34 protein-coding genes and 1 tRNA gene are annotated in these 21,902 nt (G+C 61.5%); 1 reads left to right on the forward strand and 34 read right to left on the reverse strand.

Features of this window, described 5'->3' with window-relative positions:
- Window positions 1–91: 91 nt before the first annotated feature.
- The 30 genes from rplQ to AC3A6M_RS13200 form a co-directional block, all read right to left on the reverse strand.
- The gene (gene rplQ, locus AC3A6M_RS13055; protein ID WP_047826107.1) at window positions 92–487 is read right to left on the reverse strand and encodes a 50S ribosomal protein L17; all 396 of its coding nucleotides are present in this window, start codon (window positions 485–487) and stop codon (window positions 92–94) included.
- A gap of 257 nt (window positions 488–744) precedes the next feature.
- A complete protein-coding gene (locus tag AC3A6M_RS13060) occupies window positions 745–1,722 on the reverse strand; it encodes a DNA-directed RNA polymerase subunit alpha (protein ID WP_036240374.1) in 978 nt (325 codons plus the stop codon).
- A 264-nt stretch (window positions 1,723–1,986) separates the two neighbouring features.
- Window positions 1,987–2,610, reverse strand: a complete 624-nt coding sequence (gene rpsD / locus AC3A6M_RS13065; RefSeq protein WP_487853155.1) for a 30S ribosomal protein S4 — start codon at window positions 2,608–2,610, stop codon at window positions 1,987–1,989.
- A 244-nt stretch (window positions 2,611–2,854) separates the two neighbouring features.
- A complete protein-coding gene (rpsK, locus tag AC3A6M_RS13070) occupies window positions 2,855–3,259 on the reverse strand; it encodes a 30S ribosomal protein S11 (protein ID WP_036172227.1) in 405 nt (134 codons plus the stop codon).
- Between the two features lie 14 nt (window positions 3,260–3,273).
- Window positions 3,274–3,639 (reverse strand): 30S ribosomal protein S13, encoded by a 366-nt coding sequence (rpsM, locus tag AC3A6M_RS13075; RefSeq protein ID WP_047826109.1) that lies wholly within the window; start codon window positions 3,637–3,639, stop codon window positions 3,274–3,276.
- A gap of 15 nt (window positions 3,640–3,654) precedes the next feature.
- Window positions 3,655–3,768 (reverse strand): 50S ribosomal protein L36, encoded by a 114-nt coding sequence (rpmJ, locus tag AC3A6M_RS13080; RefSeq protein WP_005663407.1) that lies wholly within the window; start codon window positions 3,766–3,768, stop codon window positions 3,655–3,657.
- A 35-nt stretch (window positions 3,769–3,803) separates the two neighbouring features.
- Entirely contained in the window at window positions 3,804–4,022 is a 219-nt protein-coding gene (infA, locus tag AC3A6M_RS13085) for a translation initiation factor IF-1 (RefSeq protein WP_005663428.1), read from the reverse strand.
- A gap of 34 nt (window positions 4,023–4,056) precedes the next feature.
- Window positions 4,057–5,391, reverse strand: coding sequence for a preprotein translocase subunit SecY (gene secY, locus AC3A6M_RS13090; protein ID WP_487853156.1), 1,335 nt, complete (start codon window positions 5,389–5,391; stop codon window positions 4,057–4,059).
- Window positions 5,392–5,420: 29 nt separating this feature from the next.
- Window positions 5,421–5,852, reverse strand: coding sequence for a 50S ribosomal protein L15 (gene rplO, locus AC3A6M_RS13095; RefSeq protein ID WP_296953170.1), 432 nt, complete (start codon window positions 5,850–5,852; stop codon window positions 5,421–5,423).
- 27 nt (window positions 5,853–5,879) lie between these two features.
- A complete protein-coding gene (rpmD, locus tag AC3A6M_RS13100; RefSeq protein ID WP_036240361.1) occupies window positions 5,880–6,059 on the reverse strand; it encodes a 50S ribosomal protein L30 in 180 nt (59 codons plus the stop codon).
- Between the two features lie 11 nt (window positions 6,060–6,070).
- Window positions 6,071–6,589: a 30S ribosomal protein S5 gene (rpsE, locus tag AC3A6M_RS13105; protein ID WP_036172216.1), complete on the reverse strand. Its 519-nt coding sequence runs from the start codon at window positions 6,587–6,589 to the stop codon at window positions 6,071–6,073.
- A gap of 12 nt (window positions 6,590–6,601) precedes the next feature.
- Window positions 6,602–6,964 (reverse strand): 50S ribosomal protein L18, encoded by a 363-nt coding sequence (gene rplR / locus AC3A6M_RS13110; RefSeq protein WP_036240357.1) that lies wholly within the window; start codon window positions 6,962–6,964, stop codon window positions 6,602–6,604.
- A gap of 12 nt (window positions 6,965–6,976) precedes the next feature.
- The gene (gene rplF / locus AC3A6M_RS13115; protein WP_487853157.1) at window positions 6,977–7,510 is read right to left on the reverse strand and encodes a 50S ribosomal protein L6; all 534 of its coding nucleotides are present in this window, start codon (window positions 7,508–7,510) and stop codon (window positions 6,977–6,979) included.
- Window positions 7,511–7,520: 10 nt separating this feature from the next.
- Window positions 7,521–7,916, reverse strand: a complete 396-nt coding sequence (gene rpsH, locus AC3A6M_RS13120) for a 30S ribosomal protein S8 (RefSeq protein WP_487853158.1) — start codon at window positions 7,914–7,916, stop codon at window positions 7,521–7,523.
- A gap of 14 nt (window positions 7,917–7,930) precedes the next feature.
- Window positions 7,931–8,236 (reverse strand): 30S ribosomal protein S14, encoded by a 306-nt coding sequence (gene rpsN / locus AC3A6M_RS13125; protein WP_036240351.1) that lies wholly within the window; start codon window positions 8,234–8,236, stop codon window positions 7,931–7,933.
- Between the two features lie 4 nt (window positions 8,237–8,240).
- Entirely contained in the window at window positions 8,241–8,780 is a 540-nt protein-coding gene (gene rplE, locus AC3A6M_RS13130; RefSeq protein ID WP_487853159.1) for a 50S ribosomal protein L5, read from the reverse strand.
- A 6-nt stretch (window positions 8,781–8,786) separates the two neighbouring features.
- Window positions 8,787–9,101: a 50S ribosomal protein L24 gene (rplX, locus tag AC3A6M_RS13135; protein ID WP_166857987.1), complete on the reverse strand. Its 315-nt coding sequence runs from the start codon at window positions 9,099–9,101 to the stop codon at window positions 8,787–8,789.
- Window positions 9,102–9,111: 10 nt separating this feature from the next.
- Window positions 9,112–9,480: a 50S ribosomal protein L14 gene (rplN, locus tag AC3A6M_RS13140; protein WP_056126494.1), complete on the reverse strand. Its 369-nt coding sequence runs from the start codon at window positions 9,478–9,480 to the stop codon at window positions 9,112–9,114.
- 233 nt (window positions 9,481–9,713) lie between these two features.
- Window positions 9,714–9,986, reverse strand: a complete 273-nt coding sequence (rpsQ, locus tag AC3A6M_RS13145; protein WP_047826119.1) for a 30S ribosomal protein S17 — start codon at window positions 9,984–9,986, stop codon at window positions 9,714–9,716.
- Window positions 9,983–10,174: a 50S ribosomal protein L29 gene (gene rpmC, locus AC3A6M_RS13150; RefSeq protein WP_056449176.1), complete on the reverse strand. Its 192-nt coding sequence runs from the start codon at window positions 10,172–10,174 to the stop codon at window positions 9,983–9,985. Before rpmC ends, rpsQ begins: the two co-directional genes overlap by 4 nt.
- Window positions 10,175–10,186: 12 nt before the next feature.
- On the reverse strand, window positions 10,187–10,606 hold the full coding sequence (gene rplP, locus AC3A6M_RS13155; RefSeq protein WP_005663456.1) for a 50S ribosomal protein L16: 420 nt from the start codon (window positions 10,604–10,606) through the stop codon (window positions 10,187–10,189).
- 2 nt (window positions 10,607–10,608) lie between these two features.
- On the reverse strand, window positions 10,609–11,403 hold the full coding sequence (rpsC, locus tag AC3A6M_RS13160; protein ID WP_487853160.1) for a 30S ribosomal protein S3: 795 nt from the start codon (window positions 11,401–11,403) through the stop codon (window positions 10,609–10,611).
- A 10-nt stretch (window positions 11,404–11,413) separates the two neighbouring features.
- Window positions 11,414–11,746, reverse strand: coding sequence for a 50S ribosomal protein L22 (gene rplV / locus AC3A6M_RS13165; RefSeq protein ID WP_170976705.1), 333 nt, complete (start codon window positions 11,744–11,746; stop codon window positions 11,414–11,416).
- Window positions 11,743–12,018, reverse strand: a complete 276-nt coding sequence (gene rpsS, locus AC3A6M_RS13170) for a 30S ribosomal protein S19 (protein WP_047826122.1) — start codon at window positions 12,016–12,018, stop codon at window positions 11,743–11,745. The genes rplV and rpsS overlap by 4 nt, the downstream gene beginning before the upstream one ends.
- Window positions 12,019–12,028: 10 nt before the next feature.
- Window positions 12,029–12,856, reverse strand: a complete 828-nt coding sequence (rplB, locus tag AC3A6M_RS13175) for a 50S ribosomal protein L2 (RefSeq protein WP_487853161.1) — start codon at window positions 12,854–12,856, stop codon at window positions 12,029–12,031.
- Window positions 12,856–13,173, reverse strand: a complete 318-nt coding sequence (rplW, locus tag AC3A6M_RS13180) for a 50S ribosomal protein L23 (RefSeq protein WP_442124865.1) — start codon at window positions 13,171–13,173, stop codon at window positions 12,856–12,858. Before rplW ends, rplB begins: the two co-directional genes overlap by 1 nt.
- Window positions 13,170–13,790 (reverse strand): 50S ribosomal protein L4, encoded by a 621-nt coding sequence (gene rplD, locus AC3A6M_RS13185; RefSeq protein WP_290414987.1) that lies wholly within the window; start codon window positions 13,788–13,790, stop codon window positions 13,170–13,172. The genes rplW and rplD overlap by 4 nt, the downstream gene beginning before the upstream one ends.
- Before the next feature lie 3 nt (window positions 13,791–13,793).
- Window positions 13,794–14,450, reverse strand: a complete 657-nt coding sequence (gene rplC, locus AC3A6M_RS13190; protein WP_258844038.1) for a 50S ribosomal protein L3 — start codon at window positions 14,448–14,450, stop codon at window positions 13,794–13,796.
- Window positions 14,451–14,716: 266 nt separating this feature from the next.
- A tRNA-Val gene (locus tag AC3A6M_RS13195) sits at window positions 14,717–14,793 on the reverse strand.
- Window positions 14,794–14,880: 87 nt separating this feature from the next.
- Window positions 14,881–17,178, reverse strand: coding sequence for a sensor domain-containing diguanylate cyclase (locus AC3A6M_RS13200; RefSeq protein ID WP_487853162.1), 2,298 nt, complete (start codon window positions 17,176–17,178; stop codon window positions 14,881–14,883).
- A 218-nt stretch (window positions 17,179–17,396) separates the two neighbouring features.
- Here AC3A6M_RS13200 and AC3A6M_RS13205 point away from each other — a divergent pair, with 218 nt between their 5' ends.
- A complete protein-coding gene (locus AC3A6M_RS13205; protein WP_487853163.1) occupies window positions 17,397–18,512 on the forward strand; it encodes a mechanosensitive ion channel family protein in 1,116 nt (371 codons plus the stop codon).
- A gap of 4 nt (window positions 18,513–18,516) precedes the next feature.
- Here the strand turns inward: AC3A6M_RS13205 and AC3A6M_RS13210 are convergent, their stop codons facing one another.
- The 4 genes from AC3A6M_RS13210 to AC3A6M_RS13225 form a co-directional block, all read right to left on the reverse strand.
- Entirely contained in the window at window positions 18,517–19,518 is a 1,002-nt protein-coding gene (locus AC3A6M_RS13210; protein WP_487853164.1) for a LacI family DNA-binding transcriptional regulator, read from the reverse strand.
- Between the two features lie 64 nt (window positions 19,519–19,582).
- A complete protein-coding gene (locus tag AC3A6M_RS13215; RefSeq protein WP_487853165.1) occupies window positions 19,583–20,479 on the reverse strand; it encodes a hypothetical protein in 897 nt (298 codons plus the stop codon).
- Between the two features lie 107 nt (window positions 20,480–20,586).
- The gene (gene rpsJ, locus AC3A6M_RS13220) at window positions 20,587–20,904 is read right to left on the reverse strand and encodes a 30S ribosomal protein S10 (RefSeq protein ID WP_005663509.1); all 318 of its coding nucleotides are present in this window, start codon (window positions 20,902–20,904) and stop codon (window positions 20,587–20,589) included.
- A 314-nt stretch (window positions 20,905–21,218) separates the two neighbouring features.
- Window positions 21,219–21,902: EF-Tu C-terminal domain-related protein (locus AC3A6M_RS13225; RefSeq protein WP_487853166.1), on the reverse strand; the 684-nt coding region annotated here is incomplete at its 5' end.

Consider the following 21,902-nt stretch of genomic DNA (forward strand, 5'->3'; position numbering starts at 1 on the left):
CGCAGCAGAATGGTACACCCGGCGTGTCGCCGATGCACGGGCGAAAAAAAACCAGGCGCGAAGCCTGGTTTTTTATACGCTGACGAACCGATTACTCGGCGGTCGGTGCGTTTTCGTCGACGCCGACTTCCGGACGGTCGGTCAGTTCGACGTAGGCCATCGGCGCGTTGTCGCCAACGCGGAAGCCCATCTTCAGGATACGGGTATAGCCGCCGTTGCGGTTCGCGAAGCGCGGGCCGATGTCGGCGAACAGCTTCTGGACGATCTCACGGTCGCGCAGGCGGGCGAATGCCAGGCGCTTGTTTGCCAGGGTGTCTTTCTTGCCCAGGGTGATGATCGGCTCGACGACCTTGCGCAGTTCCTTTGCTTTCGGAACGGTGGTCTTGATCGCTTCGTGACGCAGCAGCGAAACGGTCATGTTGCGCAGCATGGCCAGGCGGTGGGACGAAGTACGGTTCAGCTTACGGAGGCCGTGACGGTGACGCATGGTAAATCCTTTCGAGTTTTATATTCCAGTTCTTCGATCGCTCATGCAGCTTGCGGGAGCGCGGACCGGTTCTAATGGATGAAAACGCTTGATGCCGCATGCACCAGGCGGTACTACAAACAGCAAACCACTACAGTTTCGTAAGCTCGAGAAACCGTAGCGAGCAGGGCTCAGTTCGGGCCGAGAAGCGCAGCCGTACTTACGGTACGGCGAGCATCGCAGGCCCGAAATGTGCCCGCGCAGTAGGTTTATCGAGCTTACTTCTCGAGACCTGCCGGCGGCCAGTTCTCGAGTTTCATGCCGAGGGTCAGACCGCGGGAAGCCAGGACTTCCTTGATCTCGTTCAGCGACTTGCGGCCCAGGTTCGGGGTCTTCAGCAGTTCGTTTTCCGAACGCTGGATCAGGTCGCCGATGTAGTAGATGTTCTCGGCCTTCAGGCAGTTTGCCGAACGGACGGTCAGTTCCAGGTCGTCCACCGGACGCAGCAGGATCGGATCGACCAGCGGAGCGCGCGACGGTGCTTCGGCGGCGGCTTCGGTGCCTTCCAGGGCGGCGAACACGTTCAGCTGGTCGACCAGCACGCGTGCCGACTGGCGGATCGCTTCTTCCGGGGTGATGACGCCGTTGGTCTCGATGTTGATGATCAGCTTGTCCAGGTCGGTACGCTGTTCGACACGGGCCGATTCCACGGCGTACGACACGCGGCGCACCGGCGAGAACGAGGCGTCCAGGATGATGCGGCCGATGGTCTTGTTGGTGTCTTCCGACAGGCGGCGCACGTTACCCGGCACATAGCCGCGGCCCTTCTCGACCTTGATCTGCATGTCCAGCTTGCCGCCGGCGGTCAGGTGGGCGATCACGTGTTCCGGATTGATCAGTTCGACGTCATGCGGCAGGTCGATGTCCGATGCCAGGACGGGGCCTTCGCCTTCCTTCTTCAGGGTCAGCGTCACGGAGTCACGGTTGTGCACCTTGAACACGACACCCTTCAGGTTCAGCAGCAGGTCGACCACGTCTTCCTGCACGCCGTCCAGCGAGGAGTACTCGTGCACGACACCGGCGATCGTCACTTCGGTCGGCGCATAGCCGATCATCGACGACAGCAGCACGCGGCGCAGCGCGTTGCCCAGCGTATGGCCATAACCACGTTCGAACGGCTCCATCACGACTTTTGCGTGACCGGCGCCGAGCGTCTCGACATCGATAATACGTGGCTTCAACAGACTATTTTGCATGAAAGGTCCTTTATCAATACCCTCGGCTCGTTACACCGATAAGGCTGATGGCATCAGTAGAAACGCCCGCTGCGATGGCGGGCGGGTACAGCGAATTCGGTTCAAGACGGAGACAGTTGCTCCGTCGTTCCCGCGGAGGCGGGAACCCAGGCTTGCACGCATTACTTGAACTCATGCAGAACCTGGGTCCCCGCCTTCGCGGGGAGTCGTTCCGACCAATGGGAGGAACGACAAATCATCGCGGGGTGACCGCGATGAAGTCAATTAACGCGAGTACAGTTCGACGATCAGCGCTTCGTTGACGTCGGCAGCGATCTCGTTACGCTCCGGGAAGGCGCGGAAGGTGCCTTCCATCTTCTTGGCGTCGACCGAGACCCAGCTCGGCATGCCGACTTGTTCAGCCAGCGACAGCGCTTCGACGATACGGGTCTGCTTCTTGGCCTTTTCGCGGACAGCGATCACGTCGCCGGTCTTGACCTGGAACGACGGGATGTTCACGACGTTGCCGTTCACGGTGAAGGCTTTGTGGCTGACCAGCTGGCGCGCTTCGGCGCGGGTCGAGCCGAAGCCCATACGGTAAGCGACGTTGTCCAGGCGCGATTCCAGCAGCTTCAGCAGGGTCTCACCGGTGTTGCCCTTGCGGCGCGACGCTTCGGCGAAGTAGCGGCGGAACTGACGCTCCAGCACGCCGTAGATACGCTTGACCTTCTGCTTTTCACGCAGCTGGTTGCCGTAGTCCGAGGTACGAGCGCCCGACTTGACGCCGTGCTGGCCCGGCTTGACGTCCAGTTTGCACTTGGAGTCGAGCGAGCGGCGTGCGCTCTTCAGGAACAGGTCGGTGCCTTCACGGCGCGACAGTTTTGCTTTTGGTCCGATATAACGTGCCACGTTAAACTTCCTTTGTTTGAATGATCACGCCCCGGATGTGGTCCGATGTGAGGATAAGTCCACAACAGGCGCTAGTCCGATTCTGCATGAGATCGGACGTGGCTTACAAAAACCTTGGTGTCATGGCGACCCAAGGCGACAATAGCCGGGCAGTATAACCCATTTCTGGGCTCACTGCACCGGCGATTCTTTCACGACGCTGACGTCGCGCATCTACCACAGGCGGGCGAAGCCGCCAGCGGAATTAGATACGACGGCGCTTCGGCGGACGGCAGCCGTTGTGCGGAACCGGCGTCACGTCCTGGATCTCGGTGATCTTGATACCCAGGTTGTTCAGCGCGCGCACAGCCGATTCACGGCCCGGGCCCGGGCCCTTGATGCGCACTTCCAGGTTCTTCACGCCGTATTCCTGAGCGACCTTGCCTGCGGCTTCAGCTGCGACCTGCGCCGCGAACGGGGTCGACTTACGCGAACCCTTGAAGCCGGCGCCGCCGGAAGTTGCCCACGACAGGGCGTTGCCCTGACGGTCGGTGATCGTGATGATGGTGTTGTTGAACGAAGCGTGGACGTGTGCGATGCCTTCGGCGACGTTCTTCTTGACCTTCTTACGGATGCGCGCTGCTGCTGCGCTGCTTTGTTGCTTAGCCATGGTCGGTTCCTAGATTATTTCTTCAGCGATTGAGCGGCCTTGCGCGGGCCCTTGCGGGTACGTGCATTGGTACGGGTGCGCTGACCGCGGACCGGCAGGCCCTTGCGGTGACGCATGCCGCGGTAGCAGCCCAGGTCCATCAGACGCTTGATGTTCATGGACAGCTCACGGCGCAGATCGCCTTCGACCACGAACTTGCCAACCTGCTCACGCAGCTTTTCCAGTTCGTTGTCGTCCAGGTCCTTGACCTTCTTATTGGTAGCAACGCCGGTCGCTGCGCAGATCTGCTGCGAACGGGTACGGCCGATGCCGTAGATCGCCGTCAGGCCGATGACGGTGTGCTGATGATTGGGGACATTGACCCCTGCAATACGTGCCATTCGTTATTCCTCGTATTAACCTTGACGCTGCTTGTGACGCGGCTCGACGCAGATCACGCGGACCACGCCCTTGCGCTTGATGATCTTGCAGTTGCGGCAGATCCGCTTGACTGAAGCGTTAACTTTCATTTTGCACTCTCTTCCAGATTCGATTACTAAATGTTTTACTTGGTGCGGAACACGATGCGGGCCCGGGACAGGTCATACGGAGTCAGTTCCACCGTCACCTTGTCGCCCGGAAGGATGCGGATGTAATTCATCCGCATTTTACCCGAGATATGTCCCAACACCACGTGCCCGTTTTCCAGCTTCACGCGAAAGGTCGCGTTCGGGAGATTCTCGAGAATCTCCCCTTGCATTTGGATGACGTCGTCTTTTGCCATTCGGTCTATTCCACTCCTGGGTATCCGGCGCCGCTCAACGCGACGGGATACCGCCCTTGAAATTCGCCTTGCGCAGCAGAGATTCGTATTGCTGCGACATGACGTAGTTCTGTACCTGTGCCATGAAGTCCATGGTCACCACCACCACGATCAGCAGTGAGGTGCCGCCGAAATACACTGGAACTTTCCAGTACGACGTCATGAACTCCGGAAGCAGGCACACCAGGGTGATGTAGACCGCACCGGCGAGGGTCAGGCGCATCAGGATCTTGTCGATGTAGCGCGCAGTCTGCTCGCCCGGACGGATGCCCGGAACGAATGCGCCGCTCTTCTTCAAGTTGTCCGCCGTTTCCTTGCTGTTGAATACCAGCGCCGTATAGAAGAAGCAGAAGAACACGATCGCCACCGCATACAGCAACGCATGGATCGGCTCGCCTGCGCTCAGCGACGCAGCCAGGTCCTTCAGGAACCCGATGAAGGGGCTGGAGGAGTCCTTGCCGCGCGTGAACCAGTCGACGATCGTGGCCGGGAACAGGATGATCGACGAAGCGAAGATCGGCGGGATCACACCAGCCATGTTCAGCTTCAGCGGCAGGTGGCTGGTTTGTCCACCGTAAATCTTGTTACCGACCTGGCGTTTCGCGTAATTCACCAGGATCTTGCGCTGGCCGCGTTCTACGAACACGACCGCGTAGGTCACCAGGGCCACCAGAATCACGATGAAGATTGCGGAAATGCTGCTGATCGAACCTTGCGACACGAGGGTGAACAGATTCCCCAGCGCGCTCGGCAGACCGGCTGCGATACCGGCAAAAATGATGATCGAGATACCGTTGCCAAGACCACGTTCCGTGATCTGCTCACCCAGCCACATGAGGAACATGGTGCCGGTCAGCAGGGTCACGACGGTCACGAAGCGGAACGCCATGCCCGGATCGAGCACGAGGCCTTGCTGGGCTTCCAGCGCGACCGCGATGCCGAACGCCTGGAACAGAGCCAGCACGACCGTGAAGTAACGGGTGTACTGGGTGATCTTGCGGCGGCCGGCTTCGCCTTCCTTCTTCAGTGCCTCCATCTGCGGCGAGACGATCGACACCAGCTGCATGATGATCGAAGCCGAAATATAAGGCGTGATACCGAGAGCGAACACGGCAAAGCGGGACAAGGCGCCGCCCGAGAACATGTTGAACATGCCAAGGATGCCGCCTTCGTTCTGCTTGAACAGCTGGGCCATGGCGACCGGATCAATCCCGGGGACCGGGATGTGAGCTCCGATGCGGTACACGACCAATGCCCCAAGCAGGAACCACAACCGGCCCCAGGGGAAACCGGATGCGGCACTTTTACCAAGTTGTGAATTAGTCGCCAATTTTTGCTCCGATCAGGCAGCGGCCGCGTTTAGGCGACCGAACCGCCAGCTGCTTCGATCGCTGCCTTCGCGCCAGCGGTGGCTTTGATGCCTTTCAGGTTCACCGCTTTGGTGATTTCACCCGACAGGATCACACGCACATCGCGAGCGACGACCGGCAGCACGCCGGCTTGCTTGAGCACCAGGATGTCGACGTCGCCGACGGCCAGGTTGTTCAGGTCCGACAGACGGACTTCAGCCTTGAACGTAGCGTTCAGGGACTTGAAGCCGCGCTTCGGCAGACGGCGCTGCAGAGGCATCTGACCGCCTTCGAAGCCGACTTTGTGGAAGCCGCCCGAACGCGATTTCTGACCTTTGTGACCGCGGCCGGCAGTCTTGCCCAGGCCCGAGCCGATACCGCGACCGACGCGACGCTTAGCGTGCTTGGCGCCGTCAGCAGGTTGAATGGTATTGAGTTGCATTGTTTTCTCCGTTAACCAAGCCGCGGCTTAGTCGACAATTTTCACGAGGTAGTTGACCTTGTTGATCATGCCGCGGATCGCCGGGGTGTCCTGCAGCTCGGAAACCGAGTTGACACGACGCAGACCCAGACCGCGCACGGTGGCGCGGTGATCCTGACGGGTACCGATCAGGCCTTTGACCAGCTTGACTTTGATGGTGTTTGCCATGGTAATTCCCCTTAACCCAGGATCTCTTCGACCGACTTGCCGCGCTTGGCAGCGATGTCAGCCGGAGTGCTCATCTTCGCCAGACCGTCGAGGGTAGCGCGAACCAGGTTGTACGGGTTCGACGAACCGGTCGACTTGGCGACCACGTCGGTCACGCCCATCACCTCGAAGATTGCGCGCATTGCGCCGCCGGCGATCACGCCGGTACCCGGCTTGGCCGGGGACATCAGGACGCGCGAGGCGCCGTGACGGCCGGTAACGGTGTGCTGCAGGGTACCGTTCTTGAGGGGCACCTTGATCAGGTTGCGGCGGGCTTCTTCCATTGCCTTTTGCACGCCGACCGGAACTTCCTTCGACTTGCCTTTACCCATGCCGATGCGGCCATCGCCGTCACCGACAACGGTCAGCGCTGCAAAACCCATGATACGACCACCCTTGACCACTTTGGTCACGCGGTTGATCGCGATCATTTTCTCGCGCATGCCATCATCCGGCTTGTCGCTTGCCATTTTCGCTTGCATTTTTGCCATGACGATTCTTCCTTAGAACTTCAGACCGGCTTCACGCGCGGCTTCAGCCAGCGCCTTCACACGGCCGTGGTAACGGAAACCCGAACGGTCGAATGCGACTTCGGTGATCCCTGCTTTCAGTGCTTTTTCTGCGACGCGCTTGCCGACCAGTGCGGCTGCAGCGGCGTTGCCGCCCGCACCCGACTTGCCGCCCAGCTCGGCGCGCACTTCTGCTTCCAGCGTCGAAGCCGAAACCAGGACTTTCGCATCCGGGCTGATCAGGTTCGCATAGATGTGCAGGTTGGTGCGATGCACCGACAGGCGGTTCACGCCCAGCTGCGCGATCTTGATGCGGGTTTGGCGTCCGCGACGCAGACGCGATTCTTTCTTGTCCATCGTCAGCTCCGATTATTTCTTCTTGGTTTCTTTAAGCTTCACCACTTCGTCCGCATAACGGACACCCTTGCCCTTGTAAGGCTCAGGCGAGCGGTAAGCGCGCACTTCAGCGGCAACCTGGCCGACCTTTTGGCGATCGATACCCTTGATCAGGATCTCGGTCGGGGTCGGGGTTGCTGCGGTGACGCCTTCCGGCATCGCGTGCAGAACCGGGTGCGAGAAGCCCAGCGACAGGTTCAGGGCGTTGCCCTGCACAGCTGCCTTGTAGCCCACGCCGACCAGGGTCAGCTTGCGCTCGAAGCCCTTGGTCACGCCGGTCACCATGTTGTTGACCAGGGCGCGCAGGGTACCCGACATGGCGTTCGATTCGCGGGAATCGTTCACGACGTCGAAGGTCAGCGAGCCATTGTTGTTTTCTACTTTGACCAGACCGTTCAGCGGCTGGGTCAGGGTGCCCAGCGGGCCCTTGACCGTGATCGCCGAAGCGGAGATCTGGACGTCAGTGCCGGCCGGAACGGCGATCGGCATCTTAGCTACTCGAGACATCGTCTACTCCTTAAGCCACGTAGCAAATCACTTCGCCACCGACACCGGTTGCGCGTGCTTTGCGGTCGGTCATCACACCCTTCGGGGTCGACACGATTGCCACGCCCAGGCCGTTCATGACCTGAGGGATCTCGTCTTTACCCTTGTAGATGCGCAGGCCAGGACGGGACACGCGCTCGAGGCGCTCGATAACCGGACGGCCAACGTAATACTTCAAACCGATGTTCAGTTCCGACTTGCCACCTTCGGTGGACACGGCGAAATCTTCGATGTAACCCTCGTCCTTCAGGACGTTGGCGATCGCAACTTTCACTTTCGACGACGGCATCGACACGGTGGTCTTTTGCACGCCTTGTGCGTTGCGGATGCGGGTCAGCATATCGGCGATAGGATCGCTCATACTCATTGCTTATTCTCCTATTACCAGCTAGCTTTGGTCATACCCGGGATTTCGCCTTTCATGGCGAATTCGCGGAGTTTGGTACGGGCCAGACCGAATTTACGGAAAGTGCCACGCGGACGGCCGGTCATGGCGCAGCGGTTACGCTGGCGGGTCGGGGCCGAGTTACGCGGCAGGGCCTGCAGCTTCAGGCGTGCTTCGTAACGCTCTTCTTCGGTCTTCGACTGGTCGTCGATGATTGCTTTCAGAGCGGCACGCTTTGCGGCGAATTTCTCCACCAGGTCTGCACGCTTCTGTTCGCGGTTGATCAGTGCAAGTTTTGCCATGCTCTTAGTTCCTGAACGGGAATTTGAAGGCGGCGAGCAGCGCTTTGGCTTCTTCGTCGGTCTTAGCGGTGGTCGTGATCGAGATGTTCATGCCACGCAGCGCATCGATCTTGTCGTAATCGATTTCCGGGAAGATGATCTGCTCTTTGACGCCGATGTTGTAGTTGCCACGACCGTCGAACGATTTGCCGCTCACGCCACGGAAGTCACGCACGCGCGGCAGGGCCACGGTGATGAAACGGTCCAGGAATTCGTACATGCGGGCGCCGCGCAGGGTCACCATCGTGCCGATCGGGTAGCCTTCGCGGATCTTGAAACCTGCGATTGCCTTGCGAGCCTTAGTCACGACCGGCTTCTGGCCGGCGATCTTGGTCAGGTCGCCAGTGGCGTGCTCGATGACCTTCTTGTCGGCGACAGCTTCCGACAGACCCATGTTCAGGGTGATCTTGGTCAGGCGCGGCACTTCCATCACCGATTTGTAGCCGAATTTCTCGGACAGCTCAGCGACGACTTTGTCTTTATACAGTTGTTGGAGACGGGCCATTTCTTATTACCCCTTCACTACTTCGCCGTTCGACTTGAAGACGCGGACTTTTTTGCCATCCACATCCTTGAAGCCGACGCGATCAGCCTTGCCGGTCGCTGCGTTGAACAGAGCGACGTTCGACACGTGAATCGGCATGGTCTTGTCGACGATACCACCAGTTACGCCGGTCATCGGGTTCGGCTTGACGGCCTTCTTGGCCACGTTCACGCCTTCAACGATGACGTGCTCAGCATCTACACGCTGCTGAACGACACCGCGCTTGCCTTTGTCTTTACCGGCCAGAACGATGACTTCGTCGTTTTTACGAATCTTATCCATTGCGACTCCCTTACAGAACTTCAGGTGCCAGGGACACGATCTTCATGAACTTTTCGGTGCGCAGTTCGCGGGTCACCGGTCCAAAGATGCGGGTACCGATCGGCTCCAGCTTGCTGTTCAGCAGGACGGCGGCGTTGCCGTCGAACTTCACCAGGGAGCCATCTTGGCGGCGCACACCTTTAGCGGTACGCACGACCACGGCATTGTAGATTTCACCTTTCTTGACGCGGCCGCGCGGAGCAGCCTGCTTCACGGTGACCTTGATCACGTCGCCAATGCTGGCATAACGGCGCTTGGAGCCGCCCAATACCTTGATGCACAGAACTTCTTTTGCACCGGTATTGTCGGCCACTTCGAGCCGGCTTTCGGTTTGAATCATGATATTTTCTTTCCCAACTTAAGCCGAAGAAACCCCACGGAAATCCGTAGGCCTGCGGTCAGTCTTGGTCCCGTCGCACCGCCCCTGCTGGAGCAATACGTTTGGGTGATTGGACTTTCCAATTACTTCATTGCAGGCCGCAGTCAATCGCGGGGACACACTGCGGCAACACATGAACGAAGCCCGCTAGTATCCCAGATACCAGCGGGCCACGCAAGACAAATTTTCAGGCCTTACAGAACCTGTGCGACCTGTACAACTTTGGTCAGGGTCCAAGCTTTCGTCTTCGAGATCGGGCGACCTTCCTGGATCTCGACCGTGTCGCCGGTCTTGGCCTGGTTGGTCTCGTCGTGCGCGTGATACTTGTTCGAGCGCACGATGATCTTGCCGTACAGCGGGTGCTTGACGTGACGCTCGACCAGCACGGTTACCGTCTTGTCCATCTTGTCGGACACGACCTTGCCGACCAGCGTACGCTTCAGCGCCGTTTTAGTGGTGTCGTTCATTTGGCTTCCTTCTGGGTCATCACGGTTTTGACGCGGGCGATATCGCGGCGCACCTTCTTGAGCTGAGCGGTGTTGGTCAGCTGCTGCGTTGCGATTTGCATGCGCAGGCCGAACTGTGCCTTCAGCAGCTCATTCAGCTCTTGCTGCAGAGCTGCCTGGTCCTTGCCGCGGAGTTCCGTTGCTTTCATTCTTAACTCCTGTTATTGGCCGACTTGGCGCACCACGAAAGTGGTTGCCAGCGGCAGTTTGGCAGCGGCCAGGCGGAATGCTTCGCGCGCCAGTTCTTCTGCGACGCCGTCCATCTCATACAGGACCTTGCCCGGCTGGATTTCAGCGACGTAGTACTCCGGGTTACCCTTACCGTTACCCATACGGACTTCAGCCGGCTTGTTCGAGATCGGCTTGTCCGGGAAGATACGGATCCAGATACGGCCGCCACGCTTGATGTGACGGGTCATGGCACGACGTGCCGCTTCGATCTGGCGGGCCGTGATACGGCCGCGGGCAACGGCCTTCAGGCCGAACTCACCGAACGACACAGCGGTGCCGCGGGTGTGCGAAATGCCGGTGTTACGGCCCTTCTGCTCTTTACGATACTTTCTGCGGGATGGCTGCAGCATGCTTATTCTCCTGCTTTCTCAGCAGCCGGCTTGGCAGCGCGGCGGCCTGCTGGTGCGGTACCTGGCTTGGCGCCCGGGCGGCCACGGCCAGCCGGTTTGCCATCGTCACGACGCGGACCGCGCGGCTTCTTCTCGTCGGCCGGGGTCTCGATCACCGGAGCTTCGCCCGTTGCCGAGCGGTCGCCCTTGTAAACCCAGACCTTGACACCGATGATGCCGTAGGTGGTCGAGGCTTCGCTGGTGCCGTAGTCGATATCGGCGCGCAGGGTGTGCAGGGGCACACGGCCTTCGCGGTACCATTCGGTACGTGCGATCTCGATGCCGTTCAGGCGGCCCGACGACATGATCTTGATGCCGACAGCGCCCAGGCGCATGGCGTTCTGCATCGCGCGCTTCATGGCGCGACGGAACATGATGCGCTTTTCGAGCTGCTGGGCGATCGAGTCGGCGATCAGCTGCGAGTCGATTTCCGGCTTGCGGATTTCTTCGATGTTCACGTGGACCGGCACGCCCATGATCTTGGTCAGCGACGACTTCAGAACTTCGATGTCTTCGCCTTTCTTGCCGATGACCACGCCCGGACGCGACGAGTAGATCGTGAAGCGTGCGTTCTTGGCCGGACGCTCGATGACGATACGGCCGACGGAAGCGTTCTTCAGCTTCTTCTTCAGGAAAGCGCGTGCTTCCAGGTCTTCCTTCAGCATGTCGGCGAAATTGCCGTTGCCCGCGTACCAGCGCGACGCCCAGTTACGGGTGACCGCCAGGCGGAAGCCGGTTGGGTGGATTTTCTGACCCATCGTATGCTCCTTAGTTACCGACAGTCACGTAGACGTGACAGGATTGTTTCGAAATGCGATCACCGCGGCCTTTGGCGCGAGCCGTAAAGCGCTTCAGGATCGGACCCTTTTCGACGTAGATCTGAACGACCTTCAGTTCGTCGATGTCGGCACCATCGTTGTGCTCGGCGTTGGCGATTGCCGACTCCAGCACCTTCTTGATGATGGTGGCGCCTTTTTTCGGGCTGAACTGCAGGATGTTCAGCGCAGCGTCGACCTTCTTGCCACGGATCAGGTCCGCAACCAGGCGGCCCTTCTGCTCGGACAGGCGAACGCCTTTGAGGATTGCTTTAGTTTCCATTATCGTTTCGCCTTCTTGTCAGCAGCGTGGCCCTTGAACGTACGGGTCAGCGCGAATTCGCCGAGCTTGTGGCCGACCATGTTCTCCGACACGTACACCGGCACGTGCACCTTGCCGTTGTGCACGGCAATGGTCAGACCGATGAAGTCCGGAGTGATCGTCGAGCGGCGCGACCAGGTTTTGACTGGCTTCTTGTCCTTGGCTGCTTGCGCGGCTTCGACCTTCTTCACCAGGTGGGCGTCGATGAACGGCCCTTTTTTCAATGAACGAGTCATGTTTTATCCCTTATTTCTTGCCGCGGCGCGAGACGATCATCGACGAAGTGCGCTTGTTCGAACGCGTCTTCTTGCCCTTGGTCTGCTGGCCCCATGGCGACACCGGATGACGACCGGCAGCCGTACGACCTTCACCACCACCGTGCGGGTGGTCGATCGGGTTCATGACGACACCGCGGACGGTCGGGCGGACACCGCGCCAACGCATCGCACCGGCTTTACCGATCTTGCGCAGGCTGTGTTCGGCGTTGCCGACTTCACCCACGGTGGCGCGGCACTCGATGTGCACGCGGCGCACTTCACCCGAGCGCAGGCGAACCTGGGCGTAGGTGCCTTCGCGGGCCATCAGCACGACAGCGGCGCCGGCGGTGCGGGCCATCTGTGCGCCTTTACCCGGCAGCATTTCGACGCAGTGCATCACGGTACCAACCGGGATGTTGCGGATCGGCAGGCAATTACCGGCCTTGATCGGGGCTTCCGCGCCGTTCATGACGGTATCGCCGACAGCAACGCCCTTCGGGGCGATGATGTAGGCACGTGCGCCGTCGGCGTAGCACAGCAGCGCGATGTGGGCGGTACGGTTCGGGTCGTATTCGATACGCTCGACCTTGGCCGGGATGCCGTCCTTGTTGCGCTTGAAGTCCACGACACGGTAGTGGTGCTTGTGACCACCGCCGATGTGACGGGTCGTGATGTGACCGTTGTTGTTACGGCCAGCGGTCTTCGATTTCTTCTCAACCAGGGCTGCGAACGGACGACCCTTGTACAGGTCGCTGTTCACAACCTTCACCATGCCGCGGCGGCCTGGGGAGGTTGGCTTCATCTTAACGAGTGCCATTATTTAGCCTCCTCGACAAAATTGATTTCCTGGCCCGGCTTCAGGGCCACGAAAGCGCGCTTGGTGTGGTTGCGGCGACCGATGAAACGACCCGAACGCTTTTGCTTGCCTTCGCGGTTCACGGTCTGCACCGACTCGACTTCCACCTTGAACAGCAGTTCGACGGCGGCCTTGATTTCCGGCTTGGTCGCATCCGGCAGAACCTTGAACACGATCTGTTCGTTCTTCTCGGCGACGAAGGTCGCCTTTTCGGAAATGACCGGAGCCAGCAGCACCTTCATCAGGCGCTCTTCGCTGAATTTGATTGCGGCGCTCATGCGTACATCTCCTCGATCTTGGCCAGAGCAGCTTTGGTGACCAGGACTTTCTTGTAGAACACCAGCGACATCGGATCAGCGTGCTTCGGCTCGACAACCAGCACGTTCGGCAGGTTGCGCGATGCCAGCAGCAGGTTTTCGTCGATGGTGTCGGTGATCACCAGGACCGATTCCAGGCCCATGCCCTGCAGCTTTTGCGACAGCAGCTTGGTCTTCGGAGCTTCGATGGTCAGGTTCTCGACGACGTTCAGACGCTCTTCGCGGGCCAGCTGCGACAGGATCGAGCACATACCGGCGCGATACATCTTCTTGTTGACCTTGTGCGAGAAGTTCTCGTCAGGCGAGTTCGGGAAGATACGACCACCACCACGCCACAGCGGCGAGGACGACATACCGGCACGAGCGCGGCCCGTACCTTTTTGACGCCACGGCTTCTTGGTCGTGTGGCTGACTTCTTCACGATCCTTCTGCTTGCGGTTGCCCGAGCGCGCGTTGGCGGCGTAGGCGACCACGATCTGGTGGATCAGTGCTTCGTTGTAATCGCGACCGAAGACTTCGTCGGTGGCGCTCACGTTCGAGCCGGCTTGGCCTTGCTCATTCAGGAGCTTCAGTTCCATCGTTTAAGCTCCCTTCTTTGCTTTGACTTTGACAGCCGGCTTGACAACCACTTGGCCGTTCTTGGCGCCAGGAACGGCACCCTTGACCAGCAGCAGTTGACGATCGGCGTCGATACGGGCGATTTCCAGGTTCTGGGTGGTGACAGTGACATCACCCATGTGACCGGTCATGCGCTTACCCGGGAACACGCGGCCCGGATCCTGTGCCATACCGATGGAACCCGGAACGTTGTGCGAACGCGAGTTACCGTGGGTAGCACGGCCCGACGAGAAGTTGTAACGCTTGATGGTACCGGCGTAGCCCTTACCGATCGAGGTGCCTTGCACGTCGATTTTCTGGCCCACTTCGAACATCGAGACATTGACTGCATCGCCAGCTTTGAAACCAGCGGCTTGAGCGGCGTCGATGCGGAATTCCTTCAGCAGCGTACCGGCTTCGACACCAGCTTTGGCGTAGTGACCCGCACTGGCCTTGTTCACGCGCGAGGCGCGACGTTGACCGAATACGACCTGAACAGCGGAGTAACCGTCAGTTTCAGGAGTTTTGACTTGCGCAACACGGTTGTTCGACACGTCCAGCACGGTGACGGGAATCGAATCGCCGTCGTCCGTGAAGATGCGCATCATGCCAACCTTGCGACCGAGGAGGCCCAGGCTCATTTTTTCTCCATTCCCACCTACGATTGGGCGGGGCTAATTGAACTACAAAAACGCATGGGCAAAAAAAGACTAGCCCATACCGAAGCCGGCTAGTATAGCGCGGGCGTCGAGTAGGCGCAACAGGAGAATGCGAGGAGTAACGCAGCCTGTTGCGTTTTACGCTTTTGTCATGGAGAAGAAAGGAATCCGCTCTTGTCGAGCGGCACAGAAAAGGCCTTGCTGCACCTTTTCTCTGCAGGCCAGTCGCCTGCGATATGGAGGAATTCTGGTGGGCGGTGCAGGATTCGAACCTGCGACCCCTTGGATGTCGACCAAGTATTCTAACCAGCTGAACTAACCGCCCGGGGAACCGCATTATACGTAACCCCATTGAAGATTTGCAAGCCCCGATTTGCATATCCTGTTTGCGCGGATTGCAGGGGCCGGTTTTTTATCCGGGCGCCTGGGCCGGAGCTGCGTCGCGGAAGCAGTTGCGGCCCGCCCGCTTGGCCGCGTACATGGCCTCGTCCGCGGCCTTGAGCAGCCGGTCGGCGCCCATGCCCTCCTCGAAGATCGCGATGCCGATGCTGGTGCTGACCTGGTGGGTCCGCCCGCCAAGGTCGAACGGCTCCTCCATCGCCGCGATCAGCTTGCCGGCCACGCCGCCCGCCTCTGCCCTGCTGGCCAGGTTCTCGACGATCAGCACGAATTCGTCGCCGCCCAGGCGCGCCACGAAATCGGACTCGCGCAGGGTCGAGCGCACGCGGTCGGCGAAGGTGCGGATCACCAGGTCGCCGGCATCGTGGCCGAAGGTGTCGTTGATCAGCTTGAAGCGGTCGATGTCGAAATACATCAGCGCGAGTTCGCCGCTGTGTCGCTGGGCCCGCTTGATCGCCTGCTGCAGCTCGTAATGGAAATAGGCGCGGTTGGGCAGGCCGGTCAGGTTGTCGTGGTTGGCGCGCCGCACCAGTTCCGCCTCCATGCGCTTGCTTTCGGTGATGTCGCGCGCCACCCCGAGCAGACCGACCACGGTGCCGTCGTCGTCGCGCAGCGGAACCTTGCTGACTTCGTGCCAGATCACCGTGCCATCCGGCTGCTCGATCGACTGCTGTACGTTCAGGAGCGGCTGCCCGGTCTCGATCACCTGCCGGTCCTCGTCGCGGTAGCGCTGGGCGAACTCGCGCCACGGCAGGTCGTGGTCGGTCAGGCCGCGCAGCTGCTCGACCCGCTCCAGACCCGCCTCCTCGAGCAGGCGGCGGTTGGCGCCCAGGTAAGCGCCGTTCACGTCGCGCCAGAACACGCGCTGCGGAACGGTGTCGAGAATGAGCTGGAGCTTCTGGCGCGATTCGTAGAGTTCCCGCTCGACGCGCTTGCGCTCGGTGATGTTTTCGGCAATGCCGAGCACGCGCGTGATCTCGCCGGCCGCGAGCATCGGGATCAGCACGATCGCCAGGTCGCTGGTCTTTCCGTCGGCATCGCGGATCGTGTTGTGGTAGGCCACGGCGTGTCCCGCCAGCGCGTGGTGGAAGTGCCGGGCGGCGAATTCCCGGTTCTCTGCGACGATGAACTGGTCCACCGGCGCCCCGATCAATTGCTCGGGATCGACGCCAAGCTCCTTCGCCATCTTCTGGTTCGCGGACACAACGCGGCGCTCGCGGTCCATGACATAGGTGGCAAACGGATGAGCCTCGAAGAACGCCGCGAAGCGCCCCGCCAGGTCGGCACTGGTCTGGCGGGCGACATAGGACCCCGCCATCCGGAAGGTGGCATAGGCCGCGATCACGGACAGCAGGGCGCCGATGGCGAACACCATCCAGCTGTGGCGGTCGCTGTGCGCGGCGAGGAAGGCCGGCTTGGCGAAGAAATACAATGTCCAGGTCTTGTCCGCATAGCGGAGCTCGCTGGTATGGACGAAAGTATGGAGCGGGCCGGACGCGTCGACGTGCGGCACGTGGTCGGCGTCGTACACCGCGATGCGGCGGCCGTTCTCCACCTGGTAGACCTCGAGGTCGAACAGGGTGTCGAGGCGTCCGTTATCGGTGTTGGCGAACAGCCTGTCCACGTTCATCGCGGTGAAGACGACGCCGCTGGCCCGCCCGCCGTGCTCCGATGCCGGCAAGGTAGCGACCGGCGTGAAGGTCAGCAGGGTACGGGTGCGCTTGTGGCGGAGCGACGGATGTACCCGGGTTGCCGCCGGCAGGCCGCTCGCCTCGGCCGCCCGGATTGCCGGAAGGCGGTCGGGCACGTTCGAAAAGTCGAAGCCGCGGGCCGCGTCCATGTAGGCGGGATCGACGGCGTCCTCGCCATACAGCACCGGATAGAGGACATCGGCGTCCGGGCGCGCATCGCGGATACGATAGTTGGGGAACTCGGCACGCGCCTTGCGCTCGAAGGCAGCCGCCTGCGAACGCGGCACGCGCGGCAGGTAGCCGGCCGATGACAGGCCGGGCATGCGCTCGAAATAGGCCGCCGCGCGGATGAAGGAGCGCAGGCCGAGCGCGTCGATGTCGGTACTGGCGCTCACATAGGCGGCCAGGCCGCGGTTGGCACCCGCATAGGTGTCGAGCTGCCGCTGGACCATGAAAGCGTACTGCTTCGCGATATCCTGGAAATTGTCTGACGCCGTTTGCCGGTGCGCGCTGGCCCGCGCATGGAAGACCACGTAGGAAACGGCGAGGCCGGCGCCAAGCACCGCCAGGGCCAGCGCGAGGGCGGTCCAGCGCGCGATCGATTGTGCTTTCCTCGGCATGCCTGTTTCCCGTATCTGATATCGATGAAACGAGCAGTGTAAGCGGGGCGAACCCATTGATCGATACCAGGAAGTACACAAGTCGTTGCCGCACAACAATTTTCACTGTTTTGTCGCAGTATTAACGACAGGAGCAAGCGCACGAAATCGCGAGCGCGCGATGCCGGAACCGCCGCAGGCGGCCGTTACAATAGGCCATCTACGGAAGAGGATGAGGCATGGATGTAATGTTCTTCGATAATTCGACGCTGACCTGGCTGACCGCGCTGGGCATCACCATCGGCGTGGCGCTCGCGCTGTACGTGACCAAGGCGGTGGTGGCCCATCACCTGCGGCGGCTGGCGGAACGCACCGAGACCAAGCTCGACGACATTGCGGTGGCGGCGCTGGATGCGACCAAGCCGCTGGTGGTGGTGATCATGGGCCTGTATGCGGGCAGCCGGGTGCTGGCGCTGCCGCCCCCGGTCCACGTGTTCGCCACGCGGGCCGCGATCGTGACCGGGCTGATCCAGGCGGCGATCTGGGGCAATACCGCGCTGCGCGCCTGGCTGTCCGAATACTACGGCAACACCACCACCGATCCGGCCCGCGCCACCTCGGCCGCGGCGGTCGGCTTCATCGCGCGCATGGTGCTGTGGATCGTGATCCTGCTGATGATCCTGGATAACCTGGGCGTGAACATCACGACCCTGGTGGCCTCGCTGGGGATCGGCGGCATCGCGGTGGCGCTGGCGGTGCAGAACATCCTCGGCGACCTGTTCGCCTCCCTCTCCATCGTGCTCGACAAACCCTTCGTGATCGGCGACTTCGTCATCGTCGACAAATACCTGGGTACGATCGAGTACGTCGGCCTGAAGACCACCCGCATCCGCAGCCTGGGCGGCGAGCAGCTGGTGTTCTCGAATGCCGACCTGCTCAAGAGCCGCCTGCAGAACATGACGCGCATGGAGCGGCGCCGGGTGGTGTTCGGGGTCAGCGTCGGCTACGACACGCCCACCGACAAGCTGCGGGCGATTCCGCCGATGCTGACCGAACTCGTCAAGGCGCGCGAACCGGTCACCTTCGACCGCGCCCACTTCAGCGGGATCGGTCCGTCGTCGTACAACTTCGAGGTCGTGTACTGGGTCGAAACGCCGGACTACATCCGCTTCATGGACATCCAGCAGGAGATCTACCTGCAGCTGCTGGACCGCCTCGCGGCGCAAGGCATCGAACTGGCCTTCCCGACCCAGACCCTGCACGTGCACGATGCGCGCGACCTGGCGGCGCAGGAACGCCAGGGCCTGGCGCCGGTGGAACGCGGCCCCGCGCCACTGCCGCCGGCAGCCGGCTGAGCGCTCAGCAGGCCGGCGCGGTCGAGGCGCGCACCACTAGCGCGCTGGCCAGGGCGATTTTGCGCAACGGCTCATGCACGCCGCGGATGCGCTCGATCAGCCGGCCGATCGCCAGGCGCGCCATCTCGCGCTTGGGCGGTGCGATCGTGGTCAGCGGCGGTATCGCATAGCTGGCCGTGCAGATGTCGTCATAGCCCACCACCGACAGCTCGCCGGGCACTTTCACGCCGGCGGAGCTGGCGGCGCACAGGCCGCCGATCGCCATCAGGTCGCTGGTAACGAACACGGCGCTCGGACGGCGCGGCCGCGCCAGCAGGCTGGCGAAGGCCGCGTGGCCGCCGGCGCTGGTAAACTCCACGTGGACCACGTCGTCGTCCTGCACGGCGATCCCCGCTTCGCGCATGGCGCGCATAAAGCCGCCCACGCGTTCACGGCTGCGCGGCAGGTCGGCCGGGCCGGACACGCAGGCGATGGCGCGGTGGCCCAGTTCGATCAGGTGGCGCGTCGCCTGCCAGGCGCCCTCTTCCTGCCCGGCCAGCACCAGGTCGGCATCCAGCCCCGGCAGGGCGCGCTCGAGCTGGATGATGGGCACGGATTCCTGGCGCAGCAGCAGATCGTGCTCCTCGTCGGCGCCGCTGGCGATCAGGACCAGGCCGTCGATGCGCTTTTCCATCAGCAGGCGCAGGTAGACGTTCTGCTTGTGCGCGTCGCCGTGGGCATTGCAGAGGATGATGTGGTAGCCCGACTCGAAGGCCGCGTCCTCGATCCAACGGATCAGTTCGGCAAAGTAGGGATTGGAACTGTTCGGCACCAGCACGCCGATGGTGTTGGTTTTGTCGTTCTTGAGACTGCGGGCAACGGCGCTGGGCACGTAGCGCATCTCGTCGATGATCTCCAGCACCCGGCGGCGCACGTCATCGCTGACGGCGCGGGTATTGTTGATCACGTGCGAAACGGTCGAGATCGATACCCCGGCACGTTCCGCCACCTGCTTCATAGTCGCCATCGCGTTCCTCCTGAACCGCGATTATCGCCGATATGTTTCAAAAGTTACAACATACATATGCCCATCAGTGCGGTGCGAGCGCGTGCATCAGGTCTTGCGGGCGGTCCACATAGAGGAAAACGCAGGCCAGGCCGGCGCGCTCGACCCCGAGGTGGGTCAGGCGCACCTGGCTGTCTGGGCTGAAGATCAGGACGGTGTTCGGCTTATCAAGAGGGGAAGCGAGTAAAGCTTCGGCGCGTCCGATGCCGCGGCGGCGCAGCCAGCCGGACGGGGGCTCGTCGATACGCTCGCAGGCGGCGATGGCGTCCAGCGGGATCACGCCTCGGGTGCGGGCGCCGATGTGCAGTTCCAGGCCCTGCTCCGTCAGCACGTGCCGGCCGGCACCGAGAAGCCAGCGGTCGCCCAGCACCCAGGCCAGCGTGGACAGGGATGCGGCCAGCATCAACAGGTGGATCAGGTGAAGCCTGGCTGGCTCATGCACGAACAAGGGCAGGACCGCAGCATTGATCGGCAACTCGACGCAGGTCGAGACCAGCACGATGGCGACGGCCGTGCGGTAGGAGCCAAGCTCCAGGTACGGAAAAGCGCGGCCGGCCGGCGGCTCGGGCCGGGGGCGGCGGCGCAGCCAGCTCAGGAAGCCATGGCGCAGCGCGCGGTCGAGGCGGATCAGGCCGACGAGTTCCGGCGGCAGCCACGCGGCGGGCAGCGCCCGCCATGCGCGCGCGTGCACGGCGGCGCGGGTGCGCGCGAGCGCGTCGGGCAGGTGCGACAGGTCCTTGGCGGCCAGGACCAGCAGCGGTGCCGCGAGGAACAGGGGACGGAGGCTGTGGGCCGGGCCGGCGGGGAGGATCAGCTTGACCAGCATGCCACCCATCAAGACCAGCCAGGCGTTGCGGAGTATGTCCAGCCACGGGGTCTGGCGGAGGGATGCGGCCTGCCGGGAAAGGAAAGAAGTTGTCATGGCAACATCCTATCAGGATTGCCAGCACAAAAGAAAACGGGGCCGGCCCGCGATGCAAGGCCAGCCCCGTGTTCGCCGGCGGAGCGGATCCGCCAGGCTAAAACCGATTACTGCAGCTTGATTTCGACGTCGACGCCAGCCGGCAGGTCCAGCTTCATCAGTGCGTCAACGGTCTTGTCGGTCGGGTCCACGATGTCCATCAGACGCTGGTGCGTACGGATTTCGAACTGGTCGCGCGAGGTCTTGTTCACGTGCGGGGAACGCAGCACGTCGAAACGCTGGATGCGGGTCGGCAGCGGAACCGGGCCCTTGACGACAGCGCCGGTGCGCTTGGCGGTGTCGACGATTTCCAGAGCGGACTGGTCGATCAGTTTGTAGTCGAACGCTTTCAGGCGGATGCGGATTTTCTGATTCGGAGCGGACATGCTATTTCCTTTAAAAGAACGTTCCGGCTTGCGCCGGCAATGTGTAAAAGGTGCTTCGGGTACTCAAGTGGACCTCGGTAAACCGTAGCGAGCGGCAGCAATGTTGGTCGAGAAGCGCAGCTGTACGAGCAGTACAGCGAGCATCGCAGGCCGACAGTGCAACGCGCAGTAGGTTTACCGAGGTCCACTCAAGAGGCGGGAGTATATCACCCTTCTCACCTAAACAGATGGGGACAGACCGAAAAGTCTGTCCCCATCCGTTGTGCCGGCGGTACGCCACCAGGGCGCCCACCGGCGAATCACGCTAACCGGAATTAGGCGATGATTTTCGCCACGACGCCGGCGCCGACGGTACGGCCGCCTTCGCGGATTGCGAAGCGCAGACCTTCTTCCATCGCGATCGGGGCGATCAGCTTGACGGTGATCGACACGTTATCGCCCGGCATCACCATTTCCTTGTCGGCCGGCAGAACGATCGAGCCGGTCACGTCGGTGGTGCGGAAGTAGAACTGCGGACGGTAGTTGTTGAAGAACGGGGTGTGACGACCACCTTCGTCCTTCGACAGCACGTACACTTCGCCGGTGAAGTCGGTGTGCGGCTTGATCGAGCCCGGCTTGGCCAGAACCTGGCCACGCTGGACGTCTTCACGCTTGGTGCCGCGCAGCAGCAGGCCGACGTTGTCGCCAGCTTGACCCTGGTCCAGCAGCTTGCGGAACATTTCCACGCCGGTGCAGGTGGTCTTCACGGTGTCGGTGATGCCGACGATTTCGATCTCTTCGCCGACCTTGATGATGCCGCGCTCGACACGACCGGTCACCACGGTACCGCGGCCCGAGATCGAGAACACGTCTTCCACCGGCATCAGGAAGGCGCCGTCAACGGCACGTTCCGGGGTCGGGATGTACGAATCCAGCGCTTCGGCCAGACGGATGATGCAGTCTTCGCCCATCTCGCCAGCCTGGCCTTCCAGGGCCATACGTGCCGAACCCTTGATGAT

The organism is Telluria sp. Soil_C_11, assembly GCF_057657395.1.

What these genes read in the sequence shown, in the direction of transcription:
- rpmC (WP_056449176.1), bottom strand. Translation starts at nt 10,174, where the DNA reads ATGAAAGCAACGGAACTCCGCGGCAAGGACCAGGCAGCTCTGCAGCAA.
- rpsJ (WP_005663509.1), bottom strand. Translation starts at nt 20,904, where the DNA reads ATGTCCGCTCCGAATCAGAAAATCCGCATCCGCCTGAAAGCGTTCGAC.
- AC3A6M_RS13205 (WP_487853163.1), top strand. Translation starts at nt 17,397, where the DNA reads ATGGATGTAATGTTCTTCGATAATTCGACGCTGACCTGGCTGACCGCG.
- rplX (WP_166857987.1), bottom strand. Translation starts at nt 9,101, where the DNA reads ATGGATAAGATTCGTAAAAACGACGAAGTCATCGTTCTGGCCGGTAAA.
- rpsE (WP_036172216.1), bottom strand. Translation starts at nt 6,589, where the DNA reads ATGGCAAAAATGCAAGCGAAAATGGCAAGCGACAAGCCGGATGATGGC.
- AC3A6M_RS13200 (WP_487853162.1), bottom strand. Translation starts at nt 17,178, where the DNA reads ATGCCGAGGAAAGCACAATCGATCGCGCGCTGGACCGCCCTCGCGCTG.
- AC3A6M_RS13215 (WP_487853165.1), bottom strand. Translation starts at nt 20,479, where the DNA reads ATGACAACTTCTTTCCTTTCCCGGCAGGCCGCATCCCTCCGCCAGACC.
- rpsK (WP_036172227.1), bottom strand. Translation starts at nt 3,259, where the DNA reads ATGGCTAAGCAACAAAGCAGCGCAGCAGCAGCGCGCATCCGTAAGAAG.
- rpsM (WP_047826109.1), bottom strand. Translation starts at nt 3,639, where the DNA reads ATGGCACGTATTGCAGGGGTCAATGTCCCCAATCATCAGCACACCGTC.
- rplO (WP_296953170.1), bottom strand. Translation starts at nt 5,852, where the DNA reads ATGCAACTCAATACCATTCAACCTGCTGACGGCGCCAAGCACGCTAAG.
- rpsH (WP_487853158.1), bottom strand. Translation starts at nt 7,916, where the DNA reads ATGAGTATGAGCGATCCTATCGCCGATATGCTGACCCGCATCCGCAAC.
- rplF (WP_487853157.1), bottom strand. Translation starts at nt 7,510, where the DNA reads ATGTCTCGAGTAGCTAAGATGCCGATCGCCGTTCCGGCCGGCACTGAC.
- rplE (WP_487853159.1), bottom strand. Translation starts at nt 8,780, where the DNA reads ATGGCCCGTCTCCAACAACTGTATAAAGACAAAGTCGTCGCTGAGCTG.
- rpsC (WP_487853160.1), bottom strand. Translation starts at nt 11,403, where the DNA reads ATGGGTCAGAAAATCCACCCAACCGGCTTCCGCCTGGCGGTCACCCGT.
- rplR (WP_036240357.1), bottom strand. Translation starts at nt 6,964, where the DNA reads ATGGACAAGAAAGAATCGCGTCTGCGTCGCGGACGCCAAACCCGCATC.
- rplB (WP_487853161.1), bottom strand. Translation starts at nt 12,856, where the DNA reads ATGGCACTCGTTAAGATGAAGCCAACCTCCCCAGGCCGCCGCGGCATG.
- rpsQ (WP_047826119.1), bottom strand. Translation starts at nt 9,986, where the DNA reads ATGAACGACACCACTAAAACGGCGCTGAAGCGTACGCTGGTCGGCAAG.
- rpsS (WP_047826122.1), bottom strand. Translation starts at nt 12,018, where the DNA reads ATGACTCGTTCATTGAAAAAAGGGCCGTTCATCGACGCCCACCTGGTG.
- rpmD (WP_036240361.1), bottom strand. Translation starts at nt 6,059, where the DNA reads ATGGCAAACACCATCAAAGTCAAGCTGGTCAAAGGCCTGATCGGTACC.
- rplP (WP_005663456.1), bottom strand. Translation starts at nt 10,606, where the DNA reads ATGCTGCAGCCATCCCGCAGAAAGTATCGTAAAGAGCAGAAGGGCCGT.
- rplC (WP_258844038.1), bottom strand. Translation starts at nt 14,450, where the DNA reads ATGAGCCTGGGCCTCCTCGGTCGCAAGGTTGGCATGATGCGCATCTTC.
- rpmJ (WP_005663407.1), bottom strand. Translation starts at nt 3,768, where the DNA reads ATGAAAGTTAACGCTTCAGTCAAGCGGATCTGCCGCAACTGCAAGATC.
- rplN (WP_056126494.1), bottom strand. Translation starts at nt 9,480, where the DNA reads ATGATTCAAACCGAAAGCCGGCTCGAAGTGGCCGACAATACCGGTGCA.
- rplW (WP_442124865.1), bottom strand. Translation starts at nt 13,173, where the DNA reads ATGAGCGCCGCAATCAAATTCAGCGAAGAGCGCCTGATGAAGGTGCTG.
- infA (WP_005663428.1), bottom strand. Translation starts at nt 4,022, where the DNA reads ATGGCAAAAGACGACGTCATCCAAATGCAAGGGGAGATTCTCGAGAAT.
- rplD (WP_290414987.1), bottom strand. Translation starts at nt 13,790, where the DNA reads ATGGAACTGAAGCTCCTGAATGAGCAAGGCCAAGCCGGCTCGAACGTG.
- rplQ (WP_047826107.1), bottom strand. Translation starts at nt 487, where the DNA reads ATGCGTCACCGTCACGGCCTCCGTAAGCTGAACCGTACTTCGTCCCAC.
- AC3A6M_RS13060 (WP_036240374.1), bottom strand. Translation starts at nt 1,722, where the DNA reads ATGCAAAATAGTCTGTTGAAGCCACGTATTATCGATGTCGAGACGCTC.
- rpsN (WP_036240351.1), bottom strand. Translation starts at nt 8,236, where the DNA reads ATGGCAAAACTTGCACTGATCAACCGCGAACAGAAGCGTGCAGACCTG.
- AC3A6M_RS13210 (WP_487853164.1), bottom strand. Translation starts at nt 19,518, where the DNA reads ATGGCGACTATGAAGCAGGTGGCGGAACGTGCCGGGGTATCGATCTCG.